The sequence below is a fragment of the Actinomadura craniellae genome (genome assembly GCF_003289645.1).
In the GTDB taxonomy this organism is placed as follows: Bacteria; Actinomycetota; Actinomycetes; order Streptosporangiales; family Streptosporangiaceae; genus Actinomadura_D; species Actinomadura_D craniellae.
In genome coordinates this window covers 55325-68957 of sequence record NZ_QLYX01000010.1, presented here as the reverse complement: position 1 = coordinate 68957, position 13633 = coordinate 55325, and the positions used below count along the sequence as shown (strand labels likewise).

Here is a 13633-nt window from a genome sequence, read left to right as displayed (position 1 = left end):
GCGGTGGGGGCTGGTCCGGGGGAGTCCGGTTCCCCCGGACCAGCGCTCAACTCAGGCTGGGGCCAGGCTGAACCGTTGCTGCTCGGGGTCGATCGCGAGGATCCTGACCGAGACGCGGGCTCCGACGGGCCAGGTCTGCTGGTACGCCAGACCCGTGCAGCCGCCCGACTCGATGAACGAACCGAACGGCACCTGCTCGGTCACGACGCCTTCGATGACGTCGCCGACCTGGTGACGGGCGAGGAAATCCTGCCAGCTCATGTGCTCACCTCCTTCCGTTACGAGTGGCGGTACGCGCTCCTCGTAACGGGGGCGGGCCTCTCGCCCGCGCGGTGATCAAGCGATGGCCGGGTGACCGTTCTGTGCACGGCGCGTGGCCGACCCGGCAGTCATGGGGCGATGGTAGCGAACGCGGCGGCAGGTCCGGAAGGACGGCGGCGGACGCGCGCGGGTGGGAAACGCCGACCGGCCCGCGCAGGCTCGAACCCCCGTGCGGGCCGGGGCGGGCGGGTCAGCGGCGGTGGTGCTGGAGGGGGAGGGGACGGAAGGCGGGGCCGCCGGCCGTGATCTGGGCCCCCTGGTCGCCGCAGAGGGCCTGGAGCATGTGGACGCCCAGCGCGTTGTCGGCGGGGTGCGGCAGCGGATTCCCGGGCTCGTCCAGCCGTTGGTACTTCATCAGGGTGAGGCCGACGGAGAGCTGCCGGTTTCCGGCGGCGTCCGACAGCGACTGGGTGCCGGCCCCGAAGACGGCGCCGTCGTGGCCCCAGAACTCGCCACAGGGCAGGTCCAGGGCGTACAGGCCGAGGCCGTAGCGCATCAGGACGTTGCCGTCCGGGTCGGTGACGGGCACGGTCCGCCGCATCTGCGCCAGCGCGGCGGGGCCGATCACCCGGCCGGTGAGCAGGGCCCGGTAGAACCGGTTGAGGTCGTCCATCGTCGCCACCACGGCGCCGGCCGTCCCGGCCCAGGACATGTCGTAGACGCTGTAGTCGCGGGGCGGGTCGATGTACCCGTACAGGTTCTCGTACATCCGCGCGTGCGGGCCGCGGATGAACGGGGTGGCCGGGAAGTAGGTGCGCTTCAGGCCGGCGGGACGGATGACGTGGCGGGTGATGTACGCCTCGGCCGGCGTGCCGGTGACCCGCTCCAGCAGCAGCCCGGCGATCACGTAGTTGGTGTTGGAGTACGACCAGCCCTGGCCGGGCGCGTTGGTGGGCGGGCCCGCCAGCCCGTACCGGACCAGTTCCTCGGGCCGGAACCGGCGGACCCGGTGGGCGTCCAGGCTCTCCCCGGAGGGCACCTGCAGCGAGGGGAAGGCGGAGCCGATGTAGTCGGCGATCCCGCTGGTGTGGTTGAGGAGCATCCGGACGGTGACCTGCCGGCCGCGCTCGCCGGGCACGACCCGGGGCAGGTACCGGCCGATCGGTGCGTCCAGGTCCACCTGGCCCCGCTCGACCTGCTGGAGGACGGCCGCCGCGGTGAACGTCTTGGTGATGCTCCCGACGCGGTGCTCCATGTCGGGGCGCACGGGCCGCCGGGTGCGCACGTCCGCCACGCCGGCGGCGCCCCGCCACTCCTCGCGCCGGTCGCGGACCGCCGAGTAGGTCCCGTACATGCCCGCCCGGTGCACCGCGTCCAGGGTGCCCTGCAACGCCCGCCGGTCCAGCCGCTCGGCCGCCTGGACCGGTGCGGGCACCAGGGCGATGGCGAGCGCGACGCCCGCTCCCACCGCGCCGAGCCTTCTCGCCCTGGGGGGTCGCTGCCGCGCCATCGCGTTCGCCCTTTCGCCGACGTCCGTTCGGCGCGATTCTTCGATGCCGCGTCCCGTGCTGTCACCCGTCCAGAGGACGAACCCGCCCCACCGTGAGGAGGAGCCCGAAAACCACCGCCGGCAGGAGCCGTTCCGCTCCACCGCAGCTCACGCCGGGGCGGCGAATCGTACGCCGCACGGGCCTGGCCGGATCCGGCCAGCCGGGATCGTCGGTGATCTCGCCGCGGGCCGTGGCCCGCCGGACCGGGGCGCTTCGCTCAGGGCGACCAGATGTTCTGGGTCTTCACCTGCGGGGTGCTGATGGACGTGCCGACCCGGTGCGCCTCGACGAGCACCGCGAAGCGCTTCTTGCGCCGGGTGTGCCGCCACACCCGGTTGGCGTTGCGCAGCACGATCTCGCGGGTCTCCTGGCGCGCGACGTTGAGCACGGAGAACGTCTTCGCCGCGCCGGTCACCCCCAGCGTGTGGCAGCCGCCGATCAGCACGATCCGCTTGCCTTCGGCGTAGATGTTGTCGAGCGTTTCGAAGTACCCGTAGTCGCGCTTGTCGGTGGTGAAGAAGAGCTCGTCGCCGCTCTCCCGGGCGAGCAGGACGATCTCGTCGGGATGCCGCCGGGACGGCTGCCTGGAGTAGGGGCTCAGGTAGTCGAAGCAGGTGTCGGCCTCTTCCAGGATCCGCTCGGTCACCTTGTTGTAGTCGGGGCCGCCGATGAGGACCAGATGGGAGTCCAGGTCCAGCTGGCTGCGGTCGAGCTCGTTGTAGGACACCACCCGCAGCTCCAGCGCGGGGAACAGCCGGAGCAGCGTCGTGACGACTTCGAACAGGGCGTCGAGGTCGCCGTACTTGTACGAGTAGATGAACTCGCGCGGTTCGGGGAACTGGCGCGTCTCCGGATCGTCCAGTTCCGTGCACACCACCATGACGCGGTCCCTGCGGCCGAAGCCCCAGACGTTCCGCAGCGCGCGGTAGCGCCAGTTCTTCTTCAGGCTGATGGAGGCCACCGTGGACGCGCCGACGCTGGCGCCGATGCCGACGATCTGGAGCGCGTCGCCGAGCCAGTCGAGTTCCACGGTGGCGGCCTCAGCCGGCGAAGATCGGGCAGTCCGCGAGGGGCCCCGGCCAGTCGGTGAAGTGCGTCAGCCGGTTGACGTGGCTGGCGATGTGGCCGGGCGGGACCGTTCGGCTGACCACCGCGTTGGCGCACACGTAGGCCCGCGGGCCGACCACCACGTCCCCGATGACGGCCGCGCCGAAGCCCACGAACGAGTCGGCCCTGATCGTCGGTGCCGCCTCGCGGGACCCGTCGGCGTCCCAGGGGCGGGACGGGTCCGTCTGGGCGTGGAGCGCCTTGCCGAAGAACCGGGAGCGCTCCTCGATGCGGGTCCGGTCGCCGACGAACCCGCCGATCACGCAGGAGTCGCCGATGACCGCGTCGCTGCAGATCTGGGCGCGGTGGGTGACGAGCACGCCGGCGCCGATGGAGACGCCGGGTTCGATCAGGCAGTGGTGGTCCACCACGCTGCCGTCGCCGATCGTGACGCCTTCGCCCAGCCAGGCGAAGTCGCCGACCCAGCAGCGCTCGCCGAGGGAGATGTCGTGTCGGGCGGTGTCCCGGGAGCCGTCGAGGAGTTGGCGGAAGGGGCCGCCCAGCCTGCTGGTGGAGTGGATGACGCAGTCGCGGCCGAGGACGACCCTAGTCATGGCCGTCCTTTCCCAGGGCCAGGGACACCAGGGAGTCTCCGATCATCGTCCGGTTCTCCAGCGATCGAGCCGAGACGCCGTCCGGGTCGGAGACGTCCATGTAGCCGTGGTCCATGCCCGGGACGATCCGGACGTCGACCAGGGGGTTGGCGCCGGCGGCGCCGCGTGACTGGACGGCGGGGACCATCGAGTCGGAGTCGCCGTGGATCACCACCGTCGGGACGCGCGCCGCGCGGACGGCGTCGGCGGGGTGCAGGATCTCCATTTCCGTCAGGAGTTTGGCGCCCAGTCGCCGCTCACCGTCCAGGAGGAGGTGGCCGGTCTCCGGTACCGCGGCCAGCGTCTGGGGGGTGAACGAGGCTTTGGCCCATTCCGTTGTCGGCCGCAGGAAGGTGAGGACGTAGTCGAGCACGGGGGCGAACAGCAGGACGTTCTTCACCAGGGGCTCGGTACCGGCTGTGTAAGCCGCCGGGGCCGCTCCGAAACTCGTCCCGAGGAGGGTCAGTCGGGAGAGGTCCGGCAGCCTGTCGATCATCGTCCGGATCGCCGCCTTGACGTCCAGGCACAGGCCGGCGATCGTCATCTCCTCCTGGGGGTAGGCGGACTCGCCGTGCGCCCGGAAGTCGAACCGCAGGCTGGCCGTGCCCCGGCCCGCCAGGCGTTCCGCGAGGTGGTCGTACAGACCGAGATGCTCGTGCCGGTCCGCGTTGATCCCGTGAAGCATGACCACCGCCGATGCGCTGCTTTTGCCGGTGACCACCAGGGTGCCCGCCAGGGTCACGTCGTCGGCCGTCCTCATGGTGATGGGCTTTTCGCTGAAGGTGCTCACGTGGCTCGCCCCCGAGATGGTCGCCAGGCATGGAGAAGCAGTTCTTCCGCGTAGCGGGCGAGGTTTCGTGGATCTATCGACTCCAGAATTTCCAGTCCGGAGAAAAGTACTTTCTCGGCTTCTTTGGAGTCGGCCCAGTGGGTGTGCTTCGTTCGGCCGATGATCCACTCGTATATTGATCGCCTTCGCGCGTGCTCGTGGCGCCAAAACCTATCATCGCGCACCAGGTTGAGCAGGTCATTTCGTTGTACGGTGCGATATCCGGTGGGGCGGGCAAGCCGATGCAGGGCGACTAGTGTGCCTTCTGCTAATAGATCTCCAAATTCTTCTTTGCCCGCTCTGTCGGCCTTGTCGAATTCGGCGTCCCGATGTTCCTGCTGGATCGAGAATCCCGCGTGCGCGACCTGCCTGGAGCAGAGTGCGGAAACCATGAAGAACCAGTCCTCGTTGTAAATCGAGGGAAAGCGGGAATCGTGGCTGACTCGTACCGCCAGGCAGGATCCCGACACGAACGACGTGGCAGGCCCCAGCCGGCGGAGGTACCGGTACAGGGTGGAGTGGTCGGGATATCCCGCGGGGACGGCCCCGGCGATCTCGTGCAGTTCGATGCCCGCCAGGAGCCGCGCCACGAGTTGCCGGCTGATGCGGATGTCGTCATCGACGAAGATCGCGACTTTGTAGCCGTTGTCCCTGGCGAAGTCGAGGCCGTGGTTCCGCTTGGCCGCCAGGTCCGGGTGCGGCGTGGGGAAGGACGGCGCGGGCCCGGGGTCGCGGTACTCCTCGGGGCCGGTGACGACGCGCACCGCGCCATTGCGGGAGAAGGCCGATGGGGGCAGGTCTTCCCGGGAACTCGCCAGGACGAGAGTGGGGTGGTCTTCCGGGAGTTCGGAGATCCTGGCCGCGAGAAGATCGGGGCGGCCCGTGGTCGGGATGATGATAAGCGCTTCCCGCGCCTGCACCCGTGATCGACTTCCGGTGGCCCCCTTCCGGTGCCGGGGGGACTCCAGTAATAATGTGTGATCCGGCAGGAGTGGTGTGGAGTTCGGGGCCTCGGCGGTGGTCGCGGACATGCGCAGTTTCCGATCATGGCTTGTCGGCGGCATTCGGTGCGAACCGGAGCCCAAGCCTTACAGAAGTTTCGATGTCGAACCGAGCCTTGACCACTTATGGTCAGGATATTGATGAATCCGGTTATCGGATTGTTCGCCAAGGCTGTATAAGGCGCGTACCGAATCGGGAAAATGGCGGGCGCCCGGGCTTATGTCGGAGATGTCGCGTCGCCGGCCGTGCCGTGCGCCGGTCGGCGGCGCGGGCCGGGATCAGCAGGAGCCGGGCGGGGCGCCGGGCGGGGCCGGGTTGGCCAGCAGCCGGGTGAGCAGGGCGTGCAGGGTCTCGCGGTCGGCGGCGGGGAGGTCGAGGATGGCGGCGGTCAGGGCGCCGGCCCGCTCGCGGAGCAACCGGCGGTAGCGCTCGCCCTCCTCGGTGAAGACCAGTTGCTTGACGCGGCGGTCGGCCGGGGCGGGCCGCCGGGTCGCCAGGCCCCGCTCCTCCAGGCCGTCGACGATGCCGGTCACGTAGGAGGGGTCGCAGGCCAGCATCGACGCGATCTCGCGCATCGGGCTGGGCCCCTCCATCCGGAGCAGCACGCCGGCCTGGACGGGGGGCAGGTTCAGTTCCGCCGCGGCCGTCTCGAAGGCGGCGCGCAGCCGCCCGGCCAGTTGGAGGACCATGTCGTGGATCTCGGCCGGGGCCTGGTTCGGGCGGGGGCCCGCGGCTGACGTGCTCATACGCCGAATCCTAAGCGAAGTTTCCTGTATCGAATGTTGAGCCGGTCAAGTATTAACGCTAGGCTTCCTCAAAAGTTGGGTCAGTCAACAATATTCTAGCTCAAGGAGGAATCATGGCGGCTGCCGAAACCCACCCCGGCCCCACCCCCGCCGTCCGGCGCAGAGACCGGGCCCTCGCCGTCGCCGGGTCGGTGGTGGCCGCGCTGGTGGTCTGGCTGGTGGCCGGGCCGATACTCGGCGACGACATGGTCGTCGCGCCGGAGGGCCGGGAGAGCGGCGCGGTCCCCGCCGGCGCGGTCCTGGTGTTCGCGCTGGTCTCGTCGCTGCTGGGCTGGGCGGCGCTGGCCGTCCTGGAACGGCTGGCCAGGGCCCGGGCGAAGCTGATCTGGACGATCCTGGCGATCGTCGTGCTGGTGGTGTCCATGGCCCCGGTGCTCGACGTCGAGGCCACCGGCGAGACCAAGGTCGCCCTGGCGTTGATGCACGTCGCGGTGGCCGCGGTGCTCATCCCCGGTTTCTGGCGCACGACGGACTGAGATCGCGGCCGGCTCTCGGGGGGCCGGCCGTGGCGCTCGTCACATGTGACCGGGAATGGTGGACATGGCACACTGGTTCACTAGTCAGTAAACGCGTGCTCCGGGGTCGGTGAAACTCCGAACCGGCGGTGATAGTCCGCGACCCGGCCGAAGCCATCGGCCGGTTGACCCGGTGGAACTCCGGGACCGACGGTTAAAGTCCGGATGGGAGGCAGCGCGCCGTACACCCCTGTATGGGGTGCTCTGTCTGTTGTGTTCCCCGGAGCCATGAGGATTCTCGTGGAGGTCCGGGGTGACATCTCATCCCCTTGCCGGCCCGCCGCAGCGGCGGGCCGTTCGCATGCCTCTCGGGACCTCGCCGCTGGCCGTCGCCGGGCCGGACCTCCAGCGGCCGGCACCCGCCCGAGAGGAGCACCTGCCCATGTTCACCGGCATCGTCGAGGAACTCGGCGAGATAGCGAAGATCGAGCCACTGGGCGACTCAGCCCGGCTCACGATCCGCGGCCCGCTGGTGGTCGAGGACGCCGTCCACGGCGCCTCGATCGCGGTCAACGGGGTCTGCCTGACCGTCGTCGACCTGACCGGCGACGCCTTCACCGCGGACGTCATGAAGGAGACCCTGGACCGCTCCTCGCTGGGCGCGCTGGAGCCGGGCTCCCCGGTCAACCTGGAGCGCCCCGTCCGCCTCTCGGACCGGCTCGGCGGCCACCTCGTGCAGGGGCACGTCGACGGGGTCGGCCGCGTCCTGGCCCGCGAGCCGGGGGAGCGCTGGGAGGTCGTGACGATCTCGCTGCCCGCCGACCTGGCCCGGTACGTCGTGGACAAGGGCTCGATCACCGTGGACGGGGTCAGCCTGACCGTGGTCGAGGCGGGCGACGACCGCTTCAGCGTCTCCCTGATCCCGGCCACCCTCGACCTGACCACCCTGGGCCGCAAGGGCCCCGGCGAACCGGTCAACCTCGAGGTCGACGTGGTCGCCAAGTACGTCGAGCGGATGGTCGGAGCCCGCTCATGAGCAGCACGACGACGAACCAGGGTGAGGTGGCCGCGATGGACGCGGAGCACGGGATTTTCGACAGCATCGAGGACGCGCTCGCGGACATCGCGGCCGGCCGCCCGGTCGTGGTGGTCGACGACGAGGACCGCGAGAACGAGGGCGACATCATCTTCGCCGCCGCGGCGGCGACCCCGGAACTGCTGGCCTTCACCGTCCGGTACACCAGCGGCGTGATCTGCGTGCCGATGCCCGGCGCGGACCTCGACCGGCTGCAGATCCCGCTGATGACGGCGCAGAGCCAGGACCACATGGGCACCGCGTTCACCGTCAGCGTGGACGCCCGCGACGGCGTCTCCACCGGCATCTCCGCCGCCGACCGGACCCGCACGATCAGGCTGCTGGCCGACCCGGCCGCCGAGCCGCACGAGTTCGTCCGGCCCGGCCACATCTTCCCGCTGCGCTACCGCGAGGGCGGCGTGCTGGCCCGGCGCGGGCACACCGAGGCGGCGGTGGACCTGGCCCGGCTGGCCGGGCTGCCCCCGGTCGGCGTGCTGGCCGAGGTGGTCAACGACGACGGCACCATGGCCCGCCTGCCGGAACTGCAGGTCTTCGCCAAGGAGCACGAGCTCCGGCTGATCTCCATCGAGCAGCTCGTGGCGTACCGCAGGCGCACCGAGCGGACGGTGCGGCGGGTGGTCGAGACCCGGCTGCCCAACCGGTACGGCACCTGGCGCGCGATCGGCTTCGCCGCCCCGCACGGCGGCGGCGAGCACCTCGCCCTGGTCCACGGCGACCTCGGCGACGGCGAGGACGTGCTGGTGCGCGCGCACTCCGAGTGCCTGACCGGTGACGTCCTCGGCTCCGAGCGCTGCGACTGCGGCACCCAGCTGGACGCCGCGATGGCCGCCATCGCCGAGGAGGGCCGCGGGGTGGTGCTCTACCTGCGCGGGCACGAGGGCCGCGGCATCGGCCTGCTGGCCAAGCTCCAGGCGTACGCGCTGCAGGACACCGGGGTCGACACCGTCGACGCCAACCTGGAGCTCGGCCTGCCCGCCGACGCCCGCGAGTACGGCGACGCCGCCCAGATGCTCGACGACCTCGGTGTCCGGTCGGCCCGGGTGCTCACCAACAACCCCGCCAAGCTGGACGGCCTGGCCCGGTTCGGCCTCCAGGTGCGGGGCCGGGTGGCCATGCCGGCCGTCGTCACCGAGCACAACCTGCGCTACCTGACGGTCAAGCGCGACCGCCTCGGCCACGCCCTCGAGGGGCTGGCGTGAGCGCGTACCGAGAGTTCGAGGAGGAACGACCGTGAGCGGAGCCGGACGGCCGGCCGACACGACGGTGGAGGCGGCGGGCCTGACCCTGGGCATCGTGTGCACCCGGTGGCACGGCCAGATCACCGACCTGCTGCTGGAGCGCGCCGTGGCGGCGGCGAAGGCGTGCGGGATCGACGAGCCGGTGGTGGCGCGGGTGGCGGGCGCGCTGGAACTGCCGGTGATCGCCCAGCAACTGGCCCGCGATCACGACGCGGTGGTCTGCCTCGGCGCGGTCGTACGGGGCGAGACGGCCCATTTCGACTACGTGTGCGACTCGGTGACCACGGGCTTGACCAGAGTGGCACTCGACGAAAGCACTCCGGTGGGCAACGGAGTGCTCACCTGTGACACCATTGAGCAGGCAATCGACCGGAGCGGGCTGCCGGGCAGCCATGAGGACAAAGGTTGGGAGGCGACTGTGGCCGCACTAGACACGGCTCTGACCCTGCGAGGTCTGCGGCATCACGGTCACGCCGGATACGTCCAGGAGCATTTCCAGGCGGGCTGACGCCTGCCTGTATGCCCGAGTCGTTCCGGACACTCCGTAAACCGAAACCGAAAGGCTCTGACCGTGCTGTCACTCGTCCTGCCCAAGGGCTCCCTGGAGAAGGCGACGCTGGAACTGTTCGACGCCGCCGACCTGACCGTGCGCCGCTCCTCCGACCGCGACTACCGCGCCTCGATCGAGGACCCGCGGATCGAACGGGTCAGGGTGCTGCGCCCGCAGGAGATCCCGACCTACCTGGAGCAGGGGCTGTTCGACCTCGGCATCACCGGCCGCGACTGGATCACCGAGACCGACTCCGACGTGGTCTCGCTCGGTGAGCTCAAGTACTCCAAGGCCACCTCCAACCCGGTGCGGGTCATCCTCGCGGTTCCGGCCGACGCCCCCTGGCAGGAGGTCTCCGACCTGCCCGGGGGGGTCCGGATCTCCACCGAGTTCCCGGCCATGACCGACCGGTTCCTGGCGGAGCACGGGGTCAAGGCGAGGGTGGTGCCCTCCTACGGCGCCACCGAGGCCAAGGTCCCCGACATCGTCGACGCGATCGTCGACCTGACCGAGACCGGGTCCTCGCTCCGCAAGAACGGCCTGCGCATCCTCGCCACGCTGCTGACCAGCTACACCGAGCTGGTCGCCAACCGGGCCGCCTACGAGGACCCGGAGAAGCGGGCGGCGATGGAGGACGTCGCGCTGCTGCTCCAGGGCGCCATCCGGGCCCGCGGCAACGTGCTGCTCAAGCTGAACGTCCCGGCCGGGCACCTCGACCAGGTCCTGGAGATCATGCCGTCGATGGCGTCGCCGACCGTCACCTCGCTGGCCGGCGGCGACGGCCACGCGGTGGAGAGCGTGGTCGCCAAGCGCGGTGTCAACACCCTGATCCCGGCGCTGAAGGCGGCGGGTGCCCGTGACGTCCTCGAGATCCCGATTTCCAAGATCGTTGACTGAGACTCCGATCCTCCCGGTGACCTGGCGCCCGCGACGCACCAGGATCGTCGGCTACACGCTGGCGGGCACGATCGTGCTGGGCATGATCGTGCTCGCCTTCGTGGTGGCCCCCCAGTTCGGCCTGCTCGACCGGATCGGCCTGGTGCTGTTCGGCCTGGGCGTCGGCTGGCTGCTGCACATGTTCGCGCGGTGCCGGGTCACCGCCGACGAGCACGGCCTCACCGTCGTCAACGCCTTCCGCACCCACCGGTTCGAGTGGGCCGAGGTGATCGGCGTCTCGATGGGGACGGGGGAGCCCTGGCCCACCCTCGACCTGGCCGACGGCGAGTCGCTGGGCGCGATGGGCATCAACGGCGCCGAGCGCGAGGACGCCGCCCGAGCCCTCGCCGAGCTCCGGACCCTGATGCACGCGCACGGCGAAGCCCCCGACCGCTGAACCACGAGCGGGACGCCAGGGTGTCTATGGGAAGGATGAACCCGATCGCGATGCTCGCGCCGAACAGCCAGAAGACCGCAAGGAAGGCGACCCCCCACCAGGAGTCGAGGCCGTAGGCCAGCGCGTTGATCCAGATCATCACCGTCCACCCGCCGAGGAACAGCCAGCCGAACGCGCGGTGACCCATCTCGCCGAACAGGCTGTGCGGGCTGCCGTCGCACACCAGGCTCCACAGCAGCAGGCCCACCCCCGCCCAGCCCAGCATCAGGGCGGCCATCAGGCCGCCGGCCGAGGGCGGGTTCGCCTTGCTGGTCAGCCCGCCGGCCTGGACGGCGACGATCGAGCCGTGCCAGAGCCGCAGGCCCACCCGGGAGCCCGGCTCGGCGGCGTCGTAGACCCCCTCGCCGACATTCTTGGTCTGCACCCGCCCGGACGTGCGCTCCAGCGTCAGCCGGTAGTGCGTCTCCGGCGGGGAGTCCTCGGTGCCGGGCGTCGTGTAGGTCCTCCTGCTCCGCACCAGCGCGGTGTCCGCGACCAGGCAGTCCCGCCAGGGTTCGGTGACCCCCGGCGCGCACGGCTCGGCCCGGCGGAACGAGATCACGTCCCGGTAGTCGTCCACGCCGAACCGGACGCCGCCGGCCAGTGCGAGCACCCCGAGCAGCACGCCGGTCAGCCGCCACAGCATCCTGGATAAGCGCATGCCGCCCAGGGTGGCCCGGCTTGTCCGGAACCGCCAGGTCTTTTTCCGCGTTCAGGCGGTGGCCAGGGTGATGATGCCGGCGCCGATCAGGGCGATGGCCCAGATCCGGTCCAGGTTGAACCAGGCGTGCCGCAGCACGGCCAGCCCGACCACCTCGTAGACCACCACCGCGATCGCCCCGGCCACCACGAACATGGCCAGGGTGTGCACGCCGGTGACGAAGATCCCGGCGGAGAGCGCGTTGCCCGCCCCGGCGGCGACCCCGCCGTGGTGGTGGCCTGCGACGGCGCCGTCCAGGTTGGTGAGGAAGGGCACCAGCATCAGCCCGGCGCCGTGCACCGACGACATCAGGAACGACCAGCCGGCGAGCTGCGCCAGCGACAGGCGCATCCCCACCCAGCGGAAGTGCCGCCGCGACAGCAGCCGCCACAGCCCGAAGCCGACCAGCACCACGCCGCCGGCGATCGCCACCGTCCGGCCGGCCACCACCGACCGGGTCACCGCGACCAGGATCGCGATGACCCCGATGGCGGCGGCGTGCCCGGCGGCGATCGCCGGCAGCGACTGTAAGACCACCGCCCGCCCGCGCCGCCGGCCGTCCTCGCCGGAGCGCTCCTGGAAGCCGCGGGCCACCGCGAACAGCCAGCCCATCCCCGGGTTCAGCCCGTGGAAGGCGCCCAGCACGACCAGGGCGGCCAGCGACCCCTCGGTCACGGGTAGCAGTAGGAGTCGGAGGAGGCGTCGCCGCCCTGCAACCGGGTCTGGTGCGGGCGCAGGCCGCGGAAGGCGTCGCCGTGCGGGAAGAACCGCTGGTCGAAGGTGAACTCGGTGCCGGAGTCGAGCTTGGCCATCCAGGCGCCGACCCCGTCGGGGTAGAACTGGTCGTCCCAGGCGCCGTACAGCGAGTTGGTGACGTACACCCGCTTGCCGTCCCGGCTGACCTCGACCATCTGCGGCCCGCCGGCCAGCGGCAGGTCGGGCGCGGCGGGGTGCGGGGTGCGGTTCACGATGCCGCCGATCCGCACCGACCCGGCCGCCACCGGGTGGAACGGGTCGCTCACGTCGTAGCGCCTCAGCTCGCCGGTGCCCCAGCACGAGACGTACAGCCACTGGTCGTCGACGGACAGGTCGATGTCGGTGACCAGCGGGGGCACCGCCCCGAACGGCTGGATGACCGGGGGCAGGGCCGCGGGGTCGGCCGGCTCGGCGGGAATGGAGATGACCTTGGTGGCGGTCCACCGGCCGTCCTCCTCGTGCCAGAGCCACACCGACGCCGACAGGTCCTCGACGCTGACCACCACGCCGGCGAACCCGTACTTCTTGGTGGGGTCGTGCGCGGGCCGCAGCTCCAGCGCCATCTGGTGCTCGTCGCCGAGGTCGACCGTCTGCAGGTGCTTGCGCCCGCGCAGGTCCCAGAAGTGCAGGGCGTGCCCGTACTTGCGGCCCAGCAGCAGTTCGGCGACCACCCCGTCCTCGATCATCGAGGGGGTGCCCCACTCGGAGCTGACCAGGACGTCGTGCGCGATGTGCCACCAGGCGTCGTAGGCGAGGTACTGCGGGCCCCGGTCGGCCTCCCAGCGGTCCAGCACCTCGAAGGAGGTGTGGTCGAGCAGTGCGATGCCGCCCGGCCCCTCCGCGCCGTCCGCCCCGCCCAGCGCGGTCACGTAGATGCCGCCGGGCCCGCAGTGCACGGTGTGCGGGCGGGAGTAGCCGGCCTTCGCGGCCAGCTCCTCGGCTTCGATCACCTTGACGACCTGCGGCGCCGCCGCGTCGGGTCGGGTGTCGAGCACGTGGATGCGGGAGGACCGCAGCCCCGGCACGATCAGGTAGCGCCGCTCGGCGTGCGGGTGCGGGGCGGACGGGCACAGCGCGCTGCTGCACGCGTTCCAGCCGAAGTGGTGGAGCTCGTCGCCGGTGTGCGGCAGGGAGGTCCAGCCGACCACCTGGCCGTAGGAGCCGGATCCGGGGTCGACGTCGAGCACCGCGATCGCGTCGGGGGTCTGCGCGGCCCGGTCGAAGGCGGCGACGTAGGCGAGCTTCTCCGGTGGCCCGGCGATCGCGTCGCGCGGGGAGGGGTAGAAGGTGGGGTCGGGTTTCCAGCGCGGCATGGGAA

General features: G+C 71.0%; 16 protein-coding genes and 1 riboswitch. Of the genes, 6 read left to right on the top strand and 10 right to left on the bottom strand.

What is annotated here, in order from left to right:
* Positions 1-51: 51 nt before the first annotated feature.
* The 7 genes from DPM19_RS21300 to DPM19_RS21270 form a co-directional block, all read right to left on the bottom strand.
* On the bottom strand, positions 52-261 hold the full coding sequence (locus tag DPM19_RS21300; RefSeq protein WP_111869737.1) for a hypothetical protein: 210 nt from the start codon (positions 259-261) through the stop codon (positions 52-54).
* A 250-nt stretch (positions 262-511) separates the two neighbouring features.
* Complete coding sequence (locus DPM19_RS21295) at positions 512-1729, bottom strand: serine hydrolase domain-containing protein (RefSeq protein WP_233510621.1); 1218 nt, start codon at positions 1727-1729, stop codon at positions 512-514.
* 299 nt (positions 1730-2028) lie between these two features.
* Positions 2029-2841 (bottom strand): hypothetical protein, encoded by an 813-nt coding sequence (locus tag DPM19_RS21290; protein WP_111869735.1) that lies wholly within the window; start codon positions 2839-2841, stop codon positions 2029-2031.
* A 10-nt stretch (positions 2842-2851) separates the two neighbouring features.
* On the bottom strand, positions 2852-3472 hold the full coding sequence (locus DPM19_RS21285) for an acyltransferase (RefSeq protein WP_111869734.1): 621 nt from the start codon (positions 3470-3472) through the stop codon (positions 2852-2854).
* Positions 3465-4301: an alpha/beta hydrolase gene (locus DPM19_RS21280; RefSeq protein WP_111869733.1), complete on the bottom strand. Its 837-nt coding sequence runs from the start codon at positions 4299-4301 to the stop codon at positions 3465-3467. The genes DPM19_RS21285 and DPM19_RS21280 overlap by 8 nt, the downstream gene beginning before the upstream one ends.
* Positions 4298-5371: a hypothetical protein gene (locus DPM19_RS21275; RefSeq protein ID WP_146778935.1), complete on the bottom strand. Its 1074-nt coding sequence runs from the start codon at positions 5369-5371 to the stop codon at positions 4298-4300. The genes DPM19_RS21280 and DPM19_RS21275 overlap by 4 nt, the downstream gene beginning before the upstream one ends.
* Before the next feature lie 249 nt (positions 5372-5620).
* The gene (locus DPM19_RS21270) at positions 5621-6088 is read right to left on the bottom strand and encodes a MarR family winged helix-turn-helix transcriptional regulator (RefSeq protein WP_111869731.1); all 468 of its coding nucleotides are present in this window, start codon (positions 6086-6088) and stop codon (positions 5621-5623) included.
* Positions 6089-6201: 113 nt separating this feature from the next.
* On the opposite strand from DPM19_RS21270, the gene DPM19_RS21265 reads away from it, so the two are divergent.
* The 6 genes from DPM19_RS21265 (at position 6202) to DPM19_RS21240 (ending at position 10820) form a co-directional block, all read left to right on the top strand.
* Complete coding sequence (locus DPM19_RS21265) at positions 6202-6624, top strand: DUF6069 family protein (protein WP_111869730.1); 423 nt, start codon at positions 6202-6204, stop codon at positions 6622-6624.
* A gap of 91 nt (positions 6625-6715) precedes the next feature.
* Positions 6716-6846, top strand: a riboswitch (FMN riboswitch).
* Positions 6847-7045: 199 nt separating this feature from the next.
* Complete coding sequence (locus DPM19_RS21260; protein WP_111869729.1) at positions 7046-7639, top strand: riboflavin synthase; 594 nt, start codon at positions 7046-7048, stop codon at positions 7637-7639.
* A gap of 35 nt (positions 7640-7674) precedes the next feature.
* On the top strand, positions 7675-8898 hold the full coding sequence (locus DPM19_RS21255; RefSeq protein WP_111869935.1) for a bifunctional 3,4-dihydroxy-2-butanone-4-phosphate synthase/GTP cyclohydrolase II: 1224 nt from the start codon (positions 7675-7677) through the stop codon (positions 8896-8898).
* A gap of 31 nt (positions 8899-8929) precedes the next feature.
* Positions 8930-9445, top strand: coding sequence for a 6,7-dimethyl-8-ribityllumazine synthase (gene ribH / locus DPM19_RS21250; RefSeq protein ID WP_111869728.1), 516 nt, complete (start codon positions 8930-8932; stop codon positions 9443-9445).
* 63 nt (positions 9446-9508) lie between these two features.
* A complete protein-coding gene (gene hisG / locus DPM19_RS21245) occupies positions 9509-10384 on the top strand; it encodes an ATP phosphoribosyltransferase (protein WP_111869727.1) in 876 nt (291 codons plus the stop codon).
* Between the two features lie 16 nt (positions 10385-10400).
* On the top strand, positions 10401-10820 hold the full coding sequence (locus tag DPM19_RS21240) for a PH domain-containing protein (protein ID WP_233510620.1): 420 nt from the start codon (positions 10401-10403) through the stop codon (positions 10818-10820).
* Here the strand turns inward: DPM19_RS21240 and DPM19_RS21235 are convergent.
* The 3 genes from DPM19_RS21235 to DPM19_RS21225 are packed head-to-tail and all read right to left on the bottom strand — an operon-like array spanning position 10732 to position 13628.
* Positions 10732-11520, bottom strand: coding sequence for a hypothetical protein (locus DPM19_RS21235; protein ID WP_146778934.1), 789 nt, complete (start codon positions 11518-11520; stop codon positions 10732-10734). The genes DPM19_RS21240 and DPM19_RS21235 overlap by 89 nt on opposite strands.
* Before the next feature lie 51 nt (positions 11521-11571).
* On the bottom strand, positions 11572-12234 hold the full coding sequence (locus tag DPM19_RS21230) for a hypothetical protein (protein WP_111869725.1): 663 nt from the start codon (positions 12232-12234) through the stop codon (positions 11572-11574).
* On the bottom strand, positions 12231-13628 hold the full coding sequence (locus DPM19_RS21225) for a selenium-binding family protein (protein WP_111869724.1): 1398 nt from the start codon (positions 13626-13628) through the stop codon (positions 12231-12233). Before DPM19_RS21225 ends, DPM19_RS21230 begins: the two co-directional genes overlap by 4 nt.
* Positions 13629-13633: the final 5 nt, after the last annotated feature.